The organism is Methylomonas stagni, from assembly GCF_050154735.1.
GTDB classification, from domain to species: domain Bacteria; phylum Pseudomonadota; class Gammaproteobacteria; order Methylococcales; family Methylomonadaceae; genus Methylomonas; species Methylomonas koyamae_A.
The window spans coordinates 5,023,210-5,043,475 of the sequence record NZ_CP189557.1 but is presented as its reverse complement, the minus strand read 5'-3'; the positions used below and the strand labels follow the sequence as shown (position 1 = coordinate 5,043,475).

Below are 20,266 nucleotides of genomic sequence, written 5' to 3'. Positions count from 1 at the left end.
CCTCCCGCGCTGCTCGCGTCGGGCGCCAATCGATGGCGGGCAATTTGCCCGGCAATTTCGGGCAAATCTCGGCTTACCGCACGCCGCTAGCCCCTTAAACTCCGCAGGTCTCGACCGTACACCGGCCGGACGATCTTCTTCACCCCTATTCGAGAACATCCCAATGAACACCCATTTATTCGACGACAGCCGTATCCGCTGGCAAACCCTGGCCGGCTTCGACCACTTGCACTATTTCATTCTGCACATCGATAGCGAAGCCAACATTATCGACGTGCTCTTCAAATTCGCCGCCGGCCAACAAATCGTGCTGCATCGACACAAGGCGCCGAACCACATTTTCGTCATCCAAGGCGAGCACCGCCTATATCACCCCGACGGCAGTTTGAAGGAAATCCGGCCGACCGGCCGCTACACCGTTAGCCCCGCCAGCGACGAGCCGCACCGGGAAGGCGGCGGCGACATCGACGTGGTACTGTTGTTCAGCATACGCGGCAGCGGCGTGCTCTACGAAATCCTCGACGACAACGCCAACGTGATCGGCACGCTGGCAATGGCGGACTTCATCGCCTTGCACAATGCGCAACCAGCGTTAACCGATGGATAAGCACCCTGCCACCAGCTCCCGAGGCCGGGCGATCTTCGCGCGGCCATTACGATTCGGCACTGCTCAAGCGGCCTTCGTGCTAGACTCGCGCGCATTGATAACACCGCCGAGATTAACGCCATGGCCGGAACGCGGACCAGCCACACCCACCCGCTGCAAATTGCCGAAGTGCGCGCCAGCCCGTCGCACGGACGGATCGGCATCACCTTTTGCCCCGGCAAGCACGACCGCTTTGCCCACACCGGCGTCTGGGAGCGCGATCTCGGCGTCGATTTGGACGCCATCGCCGCCTGGGGCGCCAAACTGATATTAACCCTGGTGGAACCGGCGGAACTGACCGCGCTCAAGGTTCCGCAACTCGGCCACGAAATTCGTAGACGCGGCATTGAGTGGCTGCATTTGCCGATCGCCGACTATTCGGTTCCCACCCAAGCTTTCGAGCAACAATGGCTAACCCAAGGCGCCGACATCCGCCAGCGTTTGCGCAAGGGCGACGACTTATTGGTGCATTGCAAGGGCGGCCTGGGCCGGGCCGGCATGATCGCCGCGCGGCTGCTGGTGGAATTGGGCATGGACCCGGAAGCGGCGATCCACGCGGTGCGCCACGCGCGCAAGGGCGCCATCGAAACGCCGGCGCAACTGGCGCTGGTCCGCCGCACCCAGCTGATCCCCTAACCCGCCAACATGACTACCCTCGATACCGCCAAACTTTCACGGGTAGGCGGACAACTGGGCAGCAATCCGGCCGGCGTTTATCAAGACGGCAACAGCCGACGCTATTACGTGAAGACGCTGGAATCCGTCGCCCACGCCCGCAACGAATGGCTCGCCGCCCAACTCTATCAACTGGCCGGCGCGCCGACCCTGCGCTACGTGACTACTGCGGCACCGGACCAGATAGCGACCGAATGGATCGTACTGGAAAAGAAATGCCTGACCCATTTCACCGACAGCGAGCGCGAACAAGCGCGGCGATGGTTCGGCGTGCATGCCTGGACCGCCAACTGGGACGCCGCCGGCTTCAACGGCGATAACCAAGGCGTTGCCGGCGGCCAAGTCCTGACGCTGGACGTTGGCGGCGCCCTAGCCTTCCGCGCCCAGGGCGATCCCAAGGGCAAGGCGTTCGGTATCCGCGTTGACGAGCTGGATATCTTACGCCGCGACGACGCCAATCCTCACGCCGTCAAGCTGTTCGCCGCGATGACGCCTGAACAAATCGAACAAGCCATCCTGGTCGTCGCTCGCATTCCGGACGATGAGATTCGCCAGGTCGTCTTAGCCAGCGGCGGCTCAGCAACGCTAGCCGACAAGATGCTCGCCCGCAAAGCCGATATGGCTCGGCGTATAGCCCGGACTGAATAACCCAGGGAACCGGAATGTCTAGCGGAGACGGCGTAATCGGAGCAATTTCTAAGCCCGGTGTAAAAAGGTCCGATTAGCGGAATTACTGAAATAGAGGAAGGCATCCTGGGTCAGAAATCGGCCAAAAGCTGCCAGTTGGGGCGCTCGCCCTTTGCGGACATTCAGGTATCTTCCGGGTCTTCCGACTGCGAGCTATAATTTATTTCGTATTATTGTGGTCCGTCGAGGCCTGCAGATATTAGATTGAAAGACCTGCACACAATTAGATTGCTGATAAGCTAGCCCTGCTGAAGAGGCGGGATGAGAAAATTCGGAAAGAATAATAAATGATGATAGCTCCAGTTTTGCTTCAGTTGCTTGAAGATGTTGAGTTAAATAATGGATTAAAGGCAAGGCTCAAGGAGCAAATCGATTCTGCTGCTGTAAATGCGACATCTAATCCACGCGATGAAATAGAGGGTAATAAAGAGCTTCTCAATGCAATAATGGTTGTTGTCTTGGCGAAATTAGAAAATCTATATGGAGATGGTGACGATACCAAGCTCTATTCTATGCCGCTTTTTGTAGCTCAACCTCAATCTCGGATAGTTCCGCTAATGGAAGATCATGGCACAGTTGCCATAGTGCTTGGGGAGTATGTAAGAACTTGGGAAGATGTCTTCTACGACATCTGCCATGAATCACTTCACTTGTTGAATCCAGTAATTAACGTGAAGGGGGGCAATGTCAAGGTAAGTTCTCTAGAAGAAGGATGTGCGGTGAATTTTGCAGAACACATGTATCAAAAATACATCAATCCATACTGCGACAAAATTCCTACTACCTCTCCTGCTAATGCTCCTTATAGCCCGTATTTCATAGCCTACTCTGTTACTAAGAAAATTCCAGATGGAGTTTTAAAAGAGGTCAGAAAAGAATTTGGAAGATTTTCAAAAATAGATGATGTTGAGAAATTCACCGCACTGGTTGGCGGTTATGTGAGCGGTGAAGAGGTTGAGGTCTTGATAAAACCATTTCCATATAGATGAGAGAAATATAATGATCACAAGGGGGTACTATATAGGTCAAATTATTGACGAATTGACTGCAGTTTCGCACCAAGTTGAAAGCCGCGCTGGGTTGCAGCTATATGACCTGAACCGTTACCTTGAGGATTTCTTCAAGGACGTTCTCAACATCGTCTATGACTACAAGCTGATCAATCTCAACGAAGAGCGTTCAAACAACCCTGGCCTAGATCTTGGGGACGAAACCGCCAAAGTGGCTTTCCAGATCACCTCCACCAAAACATCTGACAAGATAAACAAGACTTTGGAAAACGCTGCGCCACAGGTCGGCAAGTTTCCGACGATTTATGTACTAATCCTAGTGGATAAGCAGGGAAGCTATAGCGGTATAAAGCCCACCTTGACAGGACCGTTTAAGTTCAATACCAAGAAGCACATTCTTGACATAGGGGATGTGCTCAAGAAAATTCTCTCGCTGCCCATAGACCGCCTTCAGCAGCTTCATGATCTGGTCAGTAAAGAAGTTGCCCGTGTCAAGATTGAGCTTGAGGTGCCCGACAAATCGGGCAAGTATCAAACTAATATTGATGCGTTCATCGAGAAGATTCCCAGAGAACGTTATGACGGTGTGTCGGCCTATCACAAGCATCTGAAAGAACAGAATCCCGATACTGAAGTTACAGAACAAGCGGTGAGGAAGGATTTCAATAAGTTCATCAGGAGGTTGAAGAGCCTGCCCCGAATCTCGCGTCAGTTCTATGCGTTCATGCTTGACCGTGCCGATGTTGATGGGACTAGCTTTACGATTAGCGTTGATAAGCTGAAGCGGATCTGCAGTTATCCCGACATGGATGGCGAACTTCGGCTTCTGATGGAGCAAAGCTTCTGCTGGCTGAACGAGGCAGATGAATGGGACAAGAGCGCCACATGGGGTATTGGAACAGTTCCTAATGCCAACAGCGATGAGCTCACCTGGGAGTTCATGGACTTCTTGAAGCAGAAGAACATTAGTCTTGAGAAAGTTGTGGTTAGCTTAGATTTCTCAGACTTTAAATAAGGAAAGCTAGCCAATCAATTTCCAACCCGTTGACTATTAGTTGAAACAGGCCACTCCCGCTCATCGAATTTGCAGGAACGGGACCGAGACCGAAAGAACCGCGAAGCGACGAACTGAGGCACTCCCATCGTCTGCTTCTTGATTCGTTGAGAGGCCGCAAAGGGTCGGTAACCGCCCACCAACTCCTCCTCGACTCATCGTAACAACTCTAACGCGTAAAAAAATCTCCGCTCGAATAAGTTGGCCAGCATGGCGTTCGGAGAGATTACAAACCGCGCGAGTCGCAAACGGTGCGGCGGTTGTTATTTTCCAAGACCCCGAGTTTGGCAATGCCGTGCGCCGGTTGTGTTTGCGGGAACGGCTAAATCAACAGCGATTTGCCAGGTTTTTATCGCCGATGCGGATGTGCTCAGGTAAAGGGCGGGAACTAGTGTTTCGGGCTTTAGACGCTTTAGTTCCCTTCGGCTCCGATCAGGGAACGACCGGCTCCGCTCAGGGAGTGATCGACTTCATTCGGGGAACAATCGCCTCCTCTCGGGGAACAACCTGCGCGCTCTCCGAACGGAGTCGAGGCAAACGTCCTGCGTTCTCGGAAGCGAATCGAGGGGGATCGCACCAGTCGGTTTAATCATTGCAAGCCCGAGTCAATACGATCGCTCGATACGCGTTAAACAGTCACCCAGGGGATAATTCCCGCCGGCTAACGAAACAAAATCCAATCGCTAAATATGCCTGCTACCCAACCCGCCCGCGCCGTTTTAGACCCAACAATCCCATCAGGCCACTACCCATCAACCAAACAGCCCCCGGTATCGGCACGGCCGACAATCGTCCGGGACTCACCGCCCATACGTAGTGTTGATAAGTCTTCCGGTGGTTGGCCTGACTACTGTAATAGGCTTCAAAATACCACGCGCTACCGGGGGAAGCCGCATTCTCGGTACCTGACCAGTACGAAGAGGCTTGCTCGTGGTCGAAGCTACTGGTATTGGGAATGGAATTAGACGCCGAACCGTCCAATTCGCCGTAAACCAATTGGCCCAGTTCGTTGCCGGCGCTGCCGTCGTATCCGTCGATGGCATTACTGGTTGGCAAGCGCCATTGGGAGCTGCCGCCATAGTTGACGCGATTCAGTAAGCCAACGAAAGCTTGCGCGCCAAACCAGTTGGCTCTACCGTCCGACGAAAAATCGGTGGTTTTCACGGTGTAAGAACCGGTGTAACCGTCGAAGCTGTTGGGCGTGTCGCTAACGGTAGGGCTAGCGGCGATAATGGCTTGGATGACGTTTCGGAAACCGTAAGTGCTTTCCAGCGTAGCCAACAGATTGGCGTCTTGCGTCCAGGTCACGTTGCCGACGCTGCTGTAGACCAAGCCAACGTCATCGGCACCGGTAAAGCTGATTAGCGTGGCATTGGCGTTGAACGCGGCGGCGCCGAGCAGAACGCCGAAGGTAAGTAGCCTGTGTGTCATGAGTAAACTCCTTGGATATGGGTTGCGCGCGACAGCATGGGTTAATATCTAACGTACCGTAAATTGCGGCCGAACAACAAAGTGCATTGGCCGTCAGCGCCGCGTTTTTTAGATTTAAGCGTCTACAAAAAGAATTGGGTTAACCGCCGCCTTACCCGAAACGACGGAATGTTATTTTCTCCGCAAACCCAGCAATCCCATCAGCCCGGTTCCAAACAACGCTAATGCGCCCGGTATCGGCACCGCAGCCACTTGCCCTGGGCTAACGAGCCAAACCAGATGCCCGCGACCCTTTTCATCGTAGCCCTGAGCACCGTTTCGAGCGTCAAAGCCCCACGCCGCGGCCTGGTTGGAAGTGAACTCAATACCAGACCAGTAGGCTACCGGCGATTCGTTGTCGAAGGTTGGGGTGTTGGGAATAAACTTGCCGGCGGTACCGTTCAATTCGCTATAAAACAATTGGCCTAGTTCGTTACCGGCGGTGCCGTTAAAACCGACAATGGCATTGCTGGTCGGCAAGCGCCATTGGTGGCTGCCGCCGTAGTCGATGCTGTTTAAGTAATTGGCGAAGGCGATAGCCCCCCACCAACTTAGGAAGCCTGAAGAGGGAATGTTGACATTGAAACTGCCGAAATCGCTCGCCGTCAAGGTTACTTGCGGCCCGGATGAGGCGTAATAATTCGTTGTAGGCGTCAACGCGATAACCCGGCTGATTAGCGAATGGTCGGCATTGGACAGGGTTTTGAACAAATTGGCGTCTTGCGTCCAAGTCACGTTGCCGACGCTACTGTAGACCAAGCCAGCGCCGTCGGCGCCGGTATAACTGGTCAAGCTGGCGTGGGCGTTTAATATGGCACCGCCGAGTAGCAAACCCAACGCAACTAAAGTTTTACGGGTATTCATGAATTTCTCCTTTCGATTAATGAATAAAAATGACCATCGAACATTGTTTAGAGGCCACCCTGAGTCAGGACAACCAGGTTTCGAGCTCATCCTCCACCTCCGTTTAACAGTCCAAACCACGCGGCACCTCTGAGGGGATTGCGAGTTATCCCAACAACAGCGCCACTCCTCGCCATGACGCGAGTGGCCGCAACCGTAGGCGATAAAAACCGGCCTAACGCTCCTCCGGCGCGGCTTAATCATAGCGCGCGAAAAATATCTCCGCTCAATTAATTAGCGCCTACCATATGCTGTTTTAGCAATACAGACCAACTCTACAGGCAGTCAATGAAACTGCGACACTGTTATGGTGCTAGGTTAATTGCTTAATATTACAGTTGATCGCGCGGATCGGCGCGCAGCTTTAGGGTAATGATGGCACGACGACTTCGACTCCCGTCCCGGAACCGTTTTTACGCGTGTTTCCAACGTTGGGGGAAAACCTCTGCAAGCCACGGCTGGCGAGGCGTACAGCGATTCGGCAGTCACGGAATCGTGGAAACACGTCACGGAACGTCGGAAGCACGTCACTGAGGGATGGAAACACGACGCGGAACCTTGGAAACACATCACTGAAGGCGAATAGGACGTCACGGAATGGTGGAAGCGCATCACGGAAGGCTGAAAACACGTCACTGGAAAGTGGAAGGACGCGTTTCCAACATAAAAACACGGCACGGAACGGTCTATACCCTTGCTGTCGGCATTGCCGGTGGCGAAACTGGACTGGGAGGGCCGATTGATCGCTGATCGACCCCGTCTAAGCCTTTGGTGTTACGCCCTTCTACTTACTCGGGGCCAAAGGGACCGGGTTAAAATTCAGTAACTATTCAACATAGGCTTCAAGCGGCCCCAATCCAAGTAACCTCTTTGAAAAAGGGAGCTGAGGGGGATTTATTCAAATAGTCTTCCCTGCTCCTCTTTTTCAAAGAGGGGCTACAGATCGCTGAAGACTTACTAAATCAGAAGATTGGACGCTAAGAAGTACGGCGGCTGGACGGATAACCATTCGCGAGGACCGAGCGCTTACCGCCGAACCGGCGGCAAACGCCTAGCCCGCGCGCTATCAACGCATTAAGACGCCAGCAGCATATTATCCAGCGCCAACTTAGCCAGAGCGGCCTCTTCGGCCGGGACCGACACTCGGTTGACGACATGGCCGGCGGCCAGGTTTTCCAACACCCAGCATAAATGCTGCGGATCGGTACGGAACATCGTCGAGCACATGCTCAAGGTCGGCGCCATGAAATGGACCTGCTTGCCCTGCGCCTTGGTTTCCTGGGCCAGCCGGTTGACCAGATTCAATTCGGTGGCGACCAGCCAGCGGGTATTGGGCTCGGCCTCGCGGACAATTTTTAAAATCATCTCGGTGGAACCAATGTAATCCGATTTCTCGCACACTTCGAAACAGGCTTCCGGATGCGAAATCACGATGGTTTCCGGATATTTTGCCTTGAAATTGTCGATTTGCTCGGGTTGAAAAGCCTGATGCACCGAACAGTAACCCTTCCACAAAATCATTTTGGCGTCGCGGATTTGTTGCTCGGTCAGGCCGCCTTGCGGTTTGTTGAAATCCCAGGTGACCATGTGTTCCAGCGGAATACCCATCCGGTAACCGGTGTTGCGGCCCAAGTGCTGGTCGGGGAAGAACAGGACTTTTTCGCGGCGCTCGAAGCTCCAATTCAGGATTTTTTGCGCATTGGACGAGGTACAAACGATGCCGCCGTGCTGACCGCAAAAAGCTTTCAAGTCGGCGGCGGAATTGATATAGGTCACCGGCGTCACCGAATTTTCGACGTCGATGATCTTAGCCAACTCGTCCCAACATTGCTGGACCTTGATTTTATTGGCCATGTCCGCCATCGAACAACCGGCGGCCATGTCCGGCAAAATTGCGATCTGCTCGGGCCGGGACAGGATGTCTGCCACCTCGGCCATGAAATGCACGCCGCAAAACACGATGAATTCGGCCGCCGATTGCGCCGCCTCGCGCGACAACTTCAGCGAATCCCCATAAATATCGGCATGCTGGAATACTTCGTCACGTTGATAATGATGGCCCAGCACGATGCAGCGGCCGTTTAATTGGGCTTTGGCGGCGGCGATACGTTCTGCGCATTCGGCGTCGTCCAACAAGGCGTAATCATGGATAGGTAATGCGGCAGTCATGTTTCAACCCGGCAATCAAAAGAACACATTGTAACGGCTTGGGCCGCGAAATCGGTAGCCGGTTCCCGGCGTTGGCTAACCCGATCGTCAAACCGTTCGAAGACGGTGGCGGAGCGAGCCAGGATGCGGGCGTCGTCTCCGCTCAACCGGCGCCAAACGCCGACGAAAAACGCAAACCGTAGCAACGCCGAGCGGCGACCAACCCGCCGAAACTACCGGTACAAAGCTTGCTCCAGCAAGGCCATCGCCGAAGCCCCGCCTTGATTTTGCACGTATTGCAACACCACCGGCACGAATTGGCCGATCATGCTGCTGTTCATCCCCAAGCTCTGAAACGACCCGGCCAAACCCAGCAAACCGCCGGCCGTGCCGAGTAGCGACGACCCGCCGTCATCGCCAAACTTAGGCTGATTCGAAACCGCACCGAGATAGCGGTCCATATTGGGCACATTGGAGCTGAGTAGCGAAAAGTCGCCCGGATTCAGGCGCTGTTGCGCCAACGAGAATATCGAACCCACTCCGCCCAGCGCTTGCTGTGGGGAAATACCCAGTTGACCGACCAACAGGCCAACCAAGTCCATCTCGGCGCCCAGGTTTCCCGCGGCAGGCACCGACGGCAGCGCCGGGGTTTGCGCGAACGTTTGCCCGGTGTAGGGCTGCGGCGCATTACAACCGGCTACCGTGACCGTCGCGGCTAGAAAAAATCCTTTGCTGAAATTGAGTTTGCTCATCGTGACTCCCGTGAAAAAGACGATTCCGGTTGGCTTTCGCGGCCTTTTGCGTTGACAGCGCCAACCCGACGCCGCGCGCATGATACCGAAATCGCACCGGTTTTCCCGGCATATTTGCCAGGGGCTAGACAAATCCGCGAATTACCCGCCGACAACCGGAGTGACGAACCTCGGCGGCGGCGGTTAATTCAGTATAATCGCGACTTTACGCACCCTCACCTTCGGATAATAAAAAATGCAAAACATACAAGCCAAGCTCGAGGAATACTACCTCCGTCTCCAAGCCCATCCACGGTATCTGAAAATCATGACGCTGCCCACGCTACAACGCTGGGGCGTTCTGGCTGGTTTGTTTTTGCTGTCGCAAGTCGTGGTGTTCGGCAGTCTGTACCTGATATTCGACGGCGTGGTCGTGATCGGCTTTATGGCCAGCATTCTGGCGGGCTTGGCGACCGGCGTCGGCGCATTGCCGGCGCTGTTTTTCAAGGACATCTCCGAGCGCCTGTTCAACAGCATGCTCGGCGCCGCCGCCGGGGTGATGCTGGCCGCCACCGCCTTCTCGCTACTGGTACCCGGCATCGACTTCGGCGACCAGATTTGGCCGGGCAAGGGGTTGTGGATCGTCGCGGCCGGCATGCTGCTGGGCGCGGTGTTTTTGCATTTCGCCGACGAACGCCTGCCGCACCTGCATTTCGACGCGGTTAGCGACGAAAGCTTGAATTCGCTGCAAAAAATTTCGCTGTTCATCATCGCCATCACGATCCACAACTTTCCGGAAGGCATGTCGGTGGGCGTCAGTTTCGGCTCGGGAAATATGAATAACGGCCTGGTGTTGGCCATCGCCATCGCGCTGCAAAATTTGCCGGAAGGTCTGGCCGTCGCGCTGCCGTTGGTCGGCTTGGGCTACAACAAATGGAAAGCGGTTGGGATCGCCACCGCGACCGGCTTGGTCGAACCGGTCGGAGGCCTGCTGGGCATTACGATGGTGACGGTGTTTTCGTCGATACTGCCGATTGCGATGGGCTTCGCGGCGGGGGCGATGTTATTCGTGATCAGCGAGGAAATCATTCCGGAAACCCATGCCAAGGGCCGCTCGCGCATCGCTACGTTTTCGTTGATGATCGGCTTCATCATCATGATGATGCTGGACAAAATCCTCAGCTAAGCGCTCCGAACCAATGGATTATCTAATCGAGCTTATCAACCGGTTGACGCCCGCCGACCCTGCCGGCTTTTCGGCAGCCGCCGGGACCAGTCTGGCCTTGATCGCCGCCGCCGAAATCGGCGACAAAAGCCAATTGGTGTGCATGACGCTGGCTTCGCGCCACCGGGCCGCACCAGTCTGGTGGGGGCGCTGGCCGCGTTCGCGCTGCTGAATACGCTGGCGGTGGTGTTTGGCGTCGCCATCGCCAACTGGCTGCCGGAATACGCGGTGTCGGCCGGCGTCGCCTTGTTGTTCGCCGGCTTCGGTTTGCACGCGGTATTCAATCGTGAAGACGAGGACGACGACGAAGCCGTTGTCGAAAAAAGCGGTCACGGCATTTTTCTGACCACGTTTTTATTGATTACGGTGGCGGAATTCGGCGACAAGACCCAGCTGGCGGTGGTCGGTTTCAGCAGCAGCGCGCCGGCGGCGGCGGTCTGGCTAGGCTCGACGGCGGCACTGGGCTTGACCTCGTTGCTAGGGGTAGTCGCCGGCCGCACCGTGCTGCAAAAAATGCCGCTGGGCTTGCTCCATAAGCTCAGCGGCGCGTTTTTCTTGATACTGGCGGCGGTCGCCGGCTATAAAACCTATCTCGGCCTGAACGCGGCCGGACTGATCGCTCTATGAATCGCCGCCGCACCGCGCTTTGACGCGACGGGAAACGGCGGCTTTACGATCTAACCGGTTTGGGCAACCCCACGCCAACGTTAAAACCGGCAACGAACTTGTGAGTTTCATTTTCGACAGTTTCCGCTTCTTTGTATTCTGATTCGATGGCGACACCTCTTAACCGCCGGCGCGATTTGCCGGGCATCCTTAGCTTGGCCCTGCTATACGGAGCAATCGCCAAAATCACTTTGAGCTACTTTTCGACCAGCGGCAACGTCACGCTAGTCTGGTTTTCCGGCGGATTGGGACTCGCGGTGTTGCTGTTGAAAGGTCTAAGGTACTGGCCGGGCATTTTCTTGGGCGCGCTGGCCGCCGGTTTAATGGTCAACGATTCTCTCTGGCTTTCGGGATTGATCGCGGCCGGCAATACCTTGGAAACTTTAACCGCGGCGCGATTGCTCGGCAACAATCGCAATTTTTCAGTCACCTTATCCGAACCCAAACATTTTTTAACACTGGTGCTGGTTGGCGTGGTTTGCTCCGCTATTAGCGCGGCGATCGGCCCGGCGGCACTGTTGGCAAGCGGTTACGTACCCGCCGGGGAACTCGGCGAATCCATGCTGCACTGGTGGATGGCCGATGTGTTTGGCATCGTCTTCGCCACGCCGGCCACGTTGATTTGGCGACGCTGGCCAAGCAATTGGTTTCACGGCAAACGCTGGCCGGAAACCGTGATTTTCGTCGGACTCTCCTTTCTGGTCGGCCAGATTCTGTTTTTCGACTGGTTTACCGACCATCTGAAATTCGCCCCACACACTTATTGGCCATTTTTCTGCGTCCTGTGGGGCGCCCTGCGGTTTGGGCGGCACGGCGTGGTACTGGTGATGGTCCTCACCGCCGCGCAGGCCTTGCTGGGAGCCGCCCAGCACGTGGGCAAGTTCGCCCACGATTTCGAGCAAAGCGATCTGTTCAATTTCTGGCTGTTCATGGCCGCGTTGTCGACCTGCGGCATGGCTTTGGCGTTGACATTACACAGCAGCCGACGCATCGCCGAAGAACTACTCGACAGCGAGCTACGCCTACGGCATATCGTGGACGCTTCACCAGTACCACATATCCTTTACGACCGCCACGACAATGTGGTCTTCTTCAACTCGGCCTTTTCGGCGACTTTCGGCTACACCCAAGACGATCTTCGCTGTCGCGACGATTGGTGGCGCTTGGCCTACCCCGATCCGGCTTACCGGGATTCGATCATGGCCGTTTCGCGACGCCATCTGAGCGCCAGTCTAAACCGGCAAGACATCGCACCGGAGAAAGTCGATATTCGTTGCCGCGACGGCGCTACCCTTACGGCCCTTGCCAATACCACCGCGCTTAGCGACTCTCTTCAGGGCGGCTATCTGGTCACCTACTTCGATATCACCGAAAGGATGCGCTACGAAAAAGCCTTGACCGAATCCAATTTATTGCTGCAAACCATCCTGGAAACCTTACCGGTCAGGGTGTTTTGGAAAGACCTCAACTCGCGGTATCTGGGCTGTAACACGCTGTTCGCCAACGACGCCGGCCGGCGGCGCGCCTCGGAAATGCTCGGCAAGGACGACACCCAAATGACGTGGCGAGACCAAGCCGATTTATACCGGAGCGACGACGTGGCGGTCATGTCTTCCGGCACGCCTAAGTTGAATTTCGAAGAACCGCAAACCACGCCGAGCGGCGATACCATCTGGCTGCGTACCTCGAAAATGCCGCTGATCAACGGCGACGGCGCCACCATCGGTATCCTCGGCTTATACGAAGACATTACCCAAAACAAGCAGGGTCAACAACAACTGGCCGAATCGCTATCGATGCTGCAAGCCACGTTGGAAGCCACCACCGCCGGCATTTTGGTGGTTAGCCTGGACGGCTACATCCGCGGCTTCAACCAGCGCTTTCAAGCGCTGTGGCAAATTCCGAGAGACATGTTACGCGAGGGCGACCACTGCCATGCCTTGCTGGAATTCATCCTGAAGCAGATGAAGGACCCGGAACTGACGCGCGCCCAAGTCAACGAATTGCGCGAGCATCCCGAACGGGAAATCAAAAACCTGCTGGAACTCATCGACGGCCGGCTGTTGGAACGTTATTCTCGCCCCCAACGCATCGGCGATCGAATTATCGGCCGGGTCTGGAGTTACACCGACGTCACCGAACTGCGCGGACTGGAAAAGCAGTTGCAATGGCGCACCGCTTTTCTGGAGGCGGTATTGGAATCGACGCCGGACGGTATCGTCGCCGTCGACGCCGAAGGTCGCAAGGTGCAGCAAAACCTGAGGATCGGCGAATTGTGGCGGATGCCGCCGGACCTGGCGAACCAGGACTGTATTGCCGCGCAGTTGGAGATGGCACGGCAACAAATGAAACACCCGGAACAGATGACCCGGAGCATCGCTTTGGTTCAGGCTCAACCGGATGCTATCGCCCGCGACGAAGTGGAACTGCTCGACGACACGATACTGGAATTCCACACCGCGCCGATTTGCAGCAAAACAGGCGCTTATCTTGGTCGTATTTGGCAATTCCGCGACGTTACCGCAACCCGCCACGCGGAAAGAACATTGCGGCAAAAGGAATACTATCAACGCGCCTTGCTCGACAACATTCCTCACGCAATCTGGCTGAAAGACCGCGACAGCCGGTTTCTGGCGGTCAATCAAGAATTCTCCGCCATCTTCGACGCCGGCACGCCGGACGAATTGGTCGGCAAATCCGATCTGGATATCGCACCGCCGGAACTGGCCGAACGCTATCGAGCCGACGACCGCACCGTCATGGCAACCCGCGCCAATCTGGTCGTCGAGGAAGAAATCATCGATCGCGGACTTCGCAAGTGGTACGAAACCTATAAGGCCCCGGTCATCGATCAGAGCGGCGAATTGCTGGGTAGCGTGGGCTTCGCCCGCGATGTCAGCGAACGCCGCAAGGCCGAGGAAAATTTGCGGCTGGCCGCGCTGGTCTATCAGAACAGTAGCGAGGCGATGGTCGTCACCGACGCGGACAACAATATCCTAAGCGTCAATCCGGCCTTTACCTCGATGACCGGCTATGCGGCCGACGAAGTCGTCGGCCGAAATCCACGGGTGTTAAAATCGGATCAACACGATTCCGGGTTTTATCGGGAGTTGTGGCGGGCATTGGAAGAGACCGGCACGTGGCACGGCGAAATCAAGAATCGCCGCAAGGATGGCCGCATTTACGTGGAAGAATTAACGATCAACACGATTTACGACGCCTCCGGCCATCCGCAACGGCGGGTGGCGTTGTTCTCGGACATTACGCAACGCAAGCAATCGGAGGAACAAATCTGGCGGCAAGCCAATTTCGATCCGCTCACCGGTCTGCCGAATCGCCGGATGTTTCGCGACCGGCTGGAACAGGAAATCAAAAAAGCCCACCGTATGGGCCAGATGTTCGCGCTGATGTTTATCGATCTGGACCGCTTCAAGGAAGTCAACGACACTTTGGGCCACGACATCGGCGACCAATTGCTCAAGGAAACCGCGCAACGGCTGCAGCTTTGCGTCCGCGAATCGGACACCGTCGCCAGACTGGGCGGGGACGAGTTTACGATCATCCTGGGCGAACTCGACGAACCGCGCAGCGCCGAACCGATAGCCCGGCATTTGCTGGAGCAATTGAGCGCGCCGTTCCAACTGGCCGAGGACACCACCTACGTCTCGGCCAGCATCGGTATCACCTTCTACCCGACCGATAGCACCGACCTCAGCGAGCTGTTGAAGAACGCGGACCAGGCGATGTACGCCGCCAAAAACCGGGGCCGGAATGCCTATAGCTTTTTTACCAAGGCGTTGCAGGATGCGTTGCAGGCACGCGCGGCGCTACTGGCCGATTTGCGCAACGCCTTGAGCGAGCGGCAACTATCGCTCCACTACCAACCCATCGTGGACTTGGTCAGCGGCGAAGTCCATAAATCGGAAGCTTTGCTGCGTTGGCGACATCCGACGCGCGGCGTCGTTAGCCCGACGGAATTCATTCCGCTGGCCGAGGAAACCGGCTTGATCAACAAGATTGGCGATTGGGTGTTCGAAACCGCCGCCCAGCAGGTATTGGAATGGCAAAGCCGCTTGCACCGCGAGTTTCAAATCAGCATCAACAAATCGCCGGTGCAATTCCAAAGCGCCGGTCAAGCACCCCGTCATTGGTTCGATTATTTGCACTCCCTCGGCCTGTCGGGACAAAGCATCGTCGTTGAAATTACCGAAGGCTTGCTGCTGGACGCCAATACCAACGTTCAGGACCACTTGATGGCGTTCCGGGACGCCGGTATGCAAGTCGCGATCGACGACTTCGGCACCGGCTACTCGTCGCTGTCGTATTTGAAAAAATTCGACATCGACTATTTAAAAATCGACCAGTCCTTTGTACGCAACCTGACCGAGGATTCCAGCGACTTCGCGCTCTGCGAAGCGATTATCGTGATGGCCCACAAGCTGGGCCTGAAAGTAATAGCCGAAGGCGTCGAAACCGAACGCCAGCGCGATTTGCTGAAATCGATCGGTTGCGATTACGGTCAGGGCTATTGGTTTTCGCCGCCGGTACCGGCGGAACTATTCACCCAGCGTTTCAGTTTGGGTCGAGACCGCGAGATCTAAGCGGAGACCGGACTAATCTCGACGGCATCGTCGCGCAAACGCAAACTGTAATCACCGCGCAGCAAACCTTGCAACTCCCGTCCGGCCATGTTGTAGCGCCAACCCTGTAGCAGCAGACAATCGTCGTCGCCGGCCAGCAATTGTTCCAGATCGTTGCGGGTCGCCAAAATAATCGGATTCAGCGAGTTTTCCTCGGCCCGAATTCTGACGACCGCGCCCAGCACATCCAGAATGGCTTCGGTTTGCTGGGTTTTCTTTTGAGGTTTGCCTTTTTCGACCAGCGGTTTAGGCGGCCGTTGGCGAGCGACATCAATTAGTTCGCACAGGGTTTTACCGTAGCGGTTGACGGTGCGTTCGCCGATATTGCGGACCTTGGCCAGATCGGCGACCGTCACCGGCTGCAATTTAGCCAACTCCAGCAACATGTCGTCGGCCAACAACCAGTTGCGCGGTTTGTTTTCCTGCTGCGCGGTACGTTCGCGCCATTCGGTCAAAGCCTGCATGATGGACAATTGCTTGCCGGTCAATTTGTTCTTGCCGCGTATCCGCAACCAGGCATTTTCCGGCGATAGTTGATACAACTCCGGATTGTTCAACAGCGCGAAATCGGCATTTAGCCAATCCAAGCGACCTAGTTTATCCAACTGCTCGCACATCAAGGTGTAGATCTTGCAGAGGTAGATCACGTCGTCGGCGGCGTACTCGATCTGTTCCGGACTCAAGGGACGCACCGACCAGTCGGTGCGGGTATGGGCCTTACTCAGGTTAACGTTGAGGAAGCTGGATACCAACATCGCATAACCGGGATTTTCCTGAAACCCCAGCAACGGCGCGGCGATTTGGGTGTCGAACACCGGCATCGGAATTTTGCCGCTCAGTTGATAGAAAATCTCCAAGTCCTGGCGACAGGAGTGCAATACCTTGACGATGGCGGGATTGTAAATAGCCTCGAACAGCGGACTCAGATCGGCGATCGCCAGCGGATCGATGCAGGCCACCCAGTCCGGCGTGGCAATTTGCAACAAGCAGAACTTGGGGTAATAGGTTTTCTCCCGCAAAAACTCGGTATCCAGCGCAATCCAGTCGTGACGGCCGATCTGTACGCAGAGAGCCTGAAGTTGTTCCGGAGTATCGATATATTGAATGGTCATAGTGTGTTATTGCGTAGGGGAAAAGAAAACCTGGGCGGTATTAAGGGAGCTGGCGCACGGTCCGGCATTGCCTGAACCGCCAACAAAAGCGACCCGCGATCTTCCGCGTGAATCCGTCGGGCCGCCAGGGTAGACACTCGAAGCCAGCATCCGAGCTTCCAATCCCAGCTGAATTCGCACAATCGTCCTTAAAGCCGGTCATTTTACCGTGCCGCGCGCCGAATGGCTCACCGAATCGGCGGCGCCTGGCCATTAGCCGCTTATCGGGAAATTTTCCTTTTTCCGTTTTCACCTCCCCCACCTGTAAGCTGTTAGGTATCATCCGTCGGCTGAAGCTAACTTGAGTCGATCATGAAAAAACTTGCGCTTGGCATCCTGCCTTGCTTCGGTCTGTTGCCAATGGCAAAGGCCATAGCCGAGGAAGTGGCCCCCGCCAATCTGGACAGCGTCGAAGTCGTCGCGGTGACCCCGCTACAATTCGGCGGCGTCGATATCAACAAAATTCCCGCCCACGTTCAAACCGCGACTGCCGAGAAACTTCAAGAATCGCAGGCCCTATCGTTGGCGGACTACATGAATCGCTACTTGGGTAGCGTCAACGTCAACGACGCCCAAAACAATCCGTTGCAACCGGACATTCAATACCGCGGCTTCAGCGCTTCGCCGCTGATGGGCCTGCCGCAAGGCCTGGCGACTTACGTGAACGGCATTCGCTTTAACGAACCGTTCGGCGACATGGTCAACTGGGATTTAATCCCCAACGGCGCCATCGACAATATGAGTCTGCAGCCAGCATCCAACCCGGCCTTCGGCTTGAACGCACTGGGTGGCTCGATCAACATCAACACCAAGACCGGCTTTTCGGCGCCCGGACACAGCTTTGAAGCGCAAGGCGGCTCCTGGGACCGGCATTCCGAGGAAGTCACCAGCGGCTGGAACGATGGCACCTGGGGCTATTTCCTGGACTTTAAATATTTTAACGAGAAAGGCTGGCGCGCCCATTCGCCCAGCGAAGCCAAACAAGGCTTCGGCACGCTGAGTTGGCGCGGCGTCAAATCCAGCTTGGACTTGAGCATCGCCGGCACTGACAACACCCTACGCGGCAACGGCGCCCTACCCCAGCAAATGCTGGCTTACGGACGTGATCAAATCTTCACGCACCCGGATATCACCCGCAACCGGATGCTGCTGGTTTCTCTGGACGGCGATACTTGGCTGAACGACCACAACCAGCTGTCCGGCACGCTGTACTACCGGCGCAATAAAATCAGCACCTACAACGGCGACGGCAGCGAGTTCGCGCCTTGCAGCGGCGACCCGACCGCCTTGTGCAACGGGGACGACGAAGCTCTACAGGCGTTGGGCGGCGGAGGCATACAAGCGGACGACGCCTTCGAGGGCGGAACCATCAACACCTCCAGCACCTTGCAACAATCGTTCGGCTTCGCGTTGCAGGATGCGATCGATCACAAAGTTTTCGGCCGGAACAACCACTTGATCGGCGGCGCCAGTTTCGACCACGGCAACGCCCGCTATCACGCCGACACCGAATTGGGCGCGCTGACCGGCGATCGCGGCGTCGCGGCCGGCGGCGTGCTGCTGCAGGATTCGCATGTCAGACTCACCGCCGAAACCGATCATTACGGCCTGTTCCTGACCGACACGTTGAATCTGGCCGACAAACTGGATGTCACGGTGTCCGGCCGTTACAACCAATCGCACGTCAAGTTACGCGACCACTTCGGCGAAGATTTGAACGGCAGCCATTCCTACGACCGATTCAATCCGGCCGCCGGCCTGACTTATGCGTTCATGCCCGAACTGACCTTCTACGGCAACTACAGCGAATCGTCGCGAATTCCGACACCGATGGAATTAAGCTGCGCCGATCCAAGCGCACCGTGCAAATTGCCCAACGCCTTCGTCTCCGATCCGCCGTTGAAACAAGTCGTCGCCAATACCTGGGAAACCGGCTTTCGCGGCCGCTTGAGCCGTCTATTGGAAGGATACGTCGATTGGAACGCCGGTTTTTTCCATACCATCAACAACAACGACATCATTTTTCAAAGTTCGGGCAGCGTGATCGGCAACACCGGCTATTTCGCCAATGTTGGTCAGACTCAACGCCAAGGCGCGGAATTGGGATTATCCGGTAAGTTTTACGAACGCTGGCGCTGGTCGGCGAACTACAGCTACATCGACGCGACCTTTCAGACGCCGTTTCTATCCAGCAGCCCCAACAATCCAGCCGCCGACGCAGACGGCAATATCCGGGTGGATGTCGGCGACCGGATTCCCGGCATTCCGGCGCATCAATTCAAATTCAGCAGCGATGTGGACATTCTGCCGCAATGGACCCTGGGTTTTGACATGAACTACAACAGCGCCCAGGCGCTGCGTGGCGACGAAGCCAATTTGACCGGCAAATTGCCGGGCTTCGTCGTGTTCAATTTGCGTAGCGAATACCGCTTCAACCAACATGTGACGCTGTTCGGCCGGGTTAACAATCTATTCGACCGCGAATACGCCAATTTCGGCACTTGGGGCAATACCGGCGAAGTGTTGGATGGCGTCAATTCCGGATTTAACGACGTGAACGCTCGCTTCGTCGGCGTTGGCGCGCCGCGGGCGGCCTGGATAGGCGTTCGTCTGACGATGTAGAAATTTGCTTGGTGGCGCCAGGGAGGCGCCGCTGCGACACAAGGTCGTGTCGCCAAAATCGGCGGTTAAACCGCCGATTTGCAAGCCAGGGATTAGCCAGCCGATTCCGCCGAGGACTTACCCCGCGCTTGGCGAAATTTATTGGGCCTGACCCGGCGAATATTCAATTTGTGAGGCCCGATCGCAGCCTCGGTCAACAACTGAAAAATATCGGTCGGCATGCCGTCCGGCAACTCCACCAAGGTATAGTGCTGGCGAATATCGATGCGGCCGATGCGGCGCTTATCGACGCCGGACTCCTGCACCAGTATGTCTTGAATCTGCTCGCGCGCGACCTGATGCTGCAAACCCACGTCCAAACGGTAACGCACCATCTTGTAATCCAGCCAGGGCAGCTTAGCCGTGGACGTCTCGACCGCCGTCGATTTAGCAGGCACCGGCGCCCCGGCGGCAACAAACCCGCCGAATAGTTGGGGATGACTCAGATAAATCAACGCAGCCGCGCAAGTCAAAGCGTCCATGCCCTGTTCGGCCATCGCTCCTGCCACGAACTCGCGTTGCTTGGTCAAATCCTGCTCTTTTACGATGCGCTGCAAACGCCGCTTCAGTTTTTCTTCCCTGCGTTTTTCGGCCGACAT

The 20,266-nt window shown here is 56.0% G+C and carries 14 protein-coding genes and 1 pseudogene; 9 read left to right on the top strand and 6 right to left on the bottom strand.

What is annotated here, in order from left to right:
• Window positions 1-163: 163 nt before the first annotated feature.
• The 5 genes from ACP4CD_RS23040 to ACP4CD_RS23020 all read left to right on the top strand — a co-directional run bounded on the left by ACP4CD_RS23040 (window position 164) and on the right by ACP4CD_RS23020 (window position 4,033).
• Window positions 164-607, top strand: a complete 444-nt coding sequence (locus tag ACP4CD_RS23040; protein ID WP_426992816.1) for a cupin domain-containing protein — start codon at window positions 164-166, stop codon at window positions 605-607.
• A gap of 120 nt (window positions 608-727) precedes the next feature.
• Complete coding sequence (locus ACP4CD_RS23035; RefSeq protein ID WP_426992815.1) at window positions 728-1,282, top strand: cyclin-dependent kinase inhibitor 3 family protein; 555 nt, start codon at window positions 728-730, stop codon at window positions 1,280-1,282.
• Window positions 1,283-1,291: 9 nt separating this feature from the next.
• Window positions 1,292-1,969 (top strand): hypothetical protein, encoded by a 678-nt coding sequence (locus tag ACP4CD_RS23030; RefSeq protein ID WP_426992813.1) that lies wholly within the window; start codon window positions 1,292-1,294, stop codon window positions 1,967-1,969.
• 326 nt (window positions 1,970-2,295) lie between these two features.
• Window positions 2,296-2,997, top strand: coding sequence for a hypothetical protein (locus ACP4CD_RS23025; protein WP_426992812.1), 702 nt, complete (start codon window positions 2,296-2,298; stop codon window positions 2,995-2,997).
• Window positions 2,998-3,007: 10 nt separating this feature from the next.
• A complete protein-coding gene (locus ACP4CD_RS23020; RefSeq protein ID WP_426992811.1) occupies window positions 3,008-4,033 on the top strand; it encodes an SMEK domain-containing protein in 1,026 nt (341 codons plus the stop codon).
• A 735-nt stretch (window positions 4,034-4,768) separates the two neighbouring features.
• Here the strand turns inward: ACP4CD_RS23020 and ACP4CD_RS23015 are convergent.
• From ACP4CD_RS23015 to ACP4CD_RS23000, 4 genes are all read right to left on the bottom strand, one after another.
• Window positions 4,769-5,503, bottom strand: coding sequence for a DUF1566 domain-containing protein (locus tag ACP4CD_RS23015; protein ID WP_426992810.1), 735 nt, complete (start codon window positions 5,501-5,503; stop codon window positions 4,769-4,771).
• 171 nt (window positions 5,504-5,674) lie between these two features.
• Complete coding sequence (locus ACP4CD_RS23010; protein ID WP_426992808.1) at window positions 5,675-6,406, bottom strand: DUF1566 domain-containing protein; 732 nt, start codon at window positions 6,404-6,406, stop codon at window positions 5,675-5,677.
• 1,113 nt (window positions 6,407-7,519) lie between these two features.
• Window positions 7,520-8,614 (bottom strand): quinolinate synthase NadA, encoded by a 1,095-nt coding sequence (gene nadA / locus ACP4CD_RS23005; protein WP_168032480.1) that lies wholly within the window; start codon window positions 8,612-8,614, stop codon window positions 7,520-7,522.
• Between the two features lie 212 nt (window positions 8,615-8,826).
• The gene (locus ACP4CD_RS23000; protein WP_426992806.1) at window positions 8,827-9,345 is read right to left on the bottom strand and encodes a DUF2780 domain-containing protein; all 519 of its coding nucleotides are present in this window, start codon (window positions 9,343-9,345) and stop codon (window positions 8,827-8,829) included.
• Between the two features lie 235 nt (window positions 9,346-9,580).
• Between ACP4CD_RS23000 and ACP4CD_RS22995 the strand changes: the two genes are divergently transcribed.
• The 3 genes and pseudogenes from ACP4CD_RS22995 to ACP4CD_RS22985 all read left to right on the top strand — a co-directional run bounded on the left by ACP4CD_RS22995 (window position 9,581) and on the right by ACP4CD_RS22985 (window position 15,816).
• Entirely contained in the window at window positions 9,581-10,510 is a 930-nt protein-coding gene (locus ACP4CD_RS22995; protein WP_426992804.1) for a ZIP family metal transporter, read from the top strand.
• Window positions 10,511-10,523: 13 nt separating this feature from the next.
• Window positions 10,524-11,176: pseudogene (locus ACP4CD_RS22990) on the top strand (TMEM165/GDT1 family protein).
• A 146-nt stretch (window positions 11,177-11,322) separates the two neighbouring features.
• Window positions 11,323-15,816, top strand: a complete 4,494-nt coding sequence (locus tag ACP4CD_RS22985) for an EAL domain-containing protein (RefSeq protein WP_426992803.1) — start codon at window positions 11,323-11,325, stop codon at window positions 15,814-15,816.
• Here the strand turns inward: ACP4CD_RS22985 and rnd are convergent.
• The gene (rnd, locus tag ACP4CD_RS22980; protein WP_071155462.1) at window positions 15,813-16,967 is read right to left on the bottom strand and encodes a ribonuclease D; all 1,155 of its coding nucleotides are present in this window, start codon (window positions 16,965-16,967) and stop codon (window positions 15,813-15,815) included. The two genes, ACP4CD_RS22985 and rnd, sit on opposite strands and share 4 nt — an antisense overlap.
• 351 nt (window positions 16,968-17,318) lie before the next feature.
• Here rnd and ACP4CD_RS22975 point away from each other — a divergent pair, with 351 nt between their 5' ends.
• A complete protein-coding gene (locus ACP4CD_RS22975) occupies window positions 17,319-19,628 on the top strand; it encodes a TonB-dependent receptor (protein WP_426992802.1) in 2,310 nt (769 codons plus the stop codon).
• 92 nt (window positions 19,629-19,720) lie between these two features.
• Here ACP4CD_RS22975 and ACP4CD_RS22970 read toward each other — a convergent pair whose 3' ends face one another.
• A complete protein-coding gene (locus ACP4CD_RS22970) occupies window positions 19,721-20,266 on the bottom strand; it encodes a DbpA RNA binding domain-containing protein (protein WP_426992801.1) in 546 nt (181 codons plus the stop codon).

Bases quoted from the DNA above. Each gene is read 5' to 3' on its own strand.
- ACP4CD_RS23040 (WP_426992816.1), top strand. From the start codon at position 164: ATGAACACCCATTTATTCGACGACAGCCGTATCCGCTGGCAAACCCTG.
- ACP4CD_RS23035 (WP_426992815.1), top strand. From the start codon at position 728: ATGGCCGGAACGCGGACCAGCCACACCCACCCGCTGCAAATTGCCGAA.
- ACP4CD_RS23030 (WP_426992813.1), top strand. From the start codon at position 1,292: ATGACTACCCTCGATACCGCCAAACTTTCACGGGTAGGCGGACAACTG.
- ACP4CD_RS23025 (WP_426992812.1), top strand. From the start codon at position 2,296: ATGATGATAGCTCCAGTTTTGCTTCAGTTGCTTGAAGATGTTGAGTTA.
- ACP4CD_RS23020 (WP_426992811.1), top strand. From the start codon at position 3,008: ATGATCACAAGGGGGTACTATATAGGTCAAATTATTGACGAATTGACT.
- ACP4CD_RS23015 (WP_426992810.1), bottom strand. From the start codon at position 5,503: ATGACACACAGGCTACTTACCTTCGGCGTTCTGCTCGGCGCCGCCGCG.
- ACP4CD_RS23010 (WP_426992808.1), bottom strand. From the start codon at position 6,406: ATGAATACCCGTAAAACTTTAGTTGCGTTGGGTTTGCTACTCGGCGGT.
- nadA (WP_168032480.1), bottom strand. From the start codon at position 8,614: ATGACTGCCGCATTACCTATCCATGATTACGCCTTGTTGGACGACGCC.
- ACP4CD_RS23000 (WP_426992806.1), bottom strand. From the start codon at position 9,345: ATGAGCAAACTCAATTTCAGCAAAGGATTTTTTCTAGCCGCGACGGTC.
- ACP4CD_RS22995 (WP_426992804.1), top strand. From the start codon at position 9,581: ATGCAAAACATACAAGCCAAGCTCGAGGAATACTACCTCCGTCTCCAA.
- ACP4CD_RS22985 (WP_426992803.1), top strand. From the start codon at position 11,323: ATGGCGACACCTCTTAACCGCCGGCGCGATTTGCCGGGCATCCTTAGC.
- rnd (WP_071155462.1), bottom strand. From the start codon at position 16,967: ATGACCATTCAATATATCGATACTCCGGAACAACTTCAGGCTCTCTGC.
- ACP4CD_RS22975 (WP_426992802.1), top strand. From the start codon at position 17,319: ATGAAAAAACTTGCGCTTGGCATCCTGCCTTGCTTCGGTCTGTTGCCA.
- ACP4CD_RS22970 (WP_426992801.1), bottom strand. From the start codon at position 20,266: ATGTCGGCCGAAAAACGCAGGGAAGAAAAACTGAAGCGGCGTTTGCAG.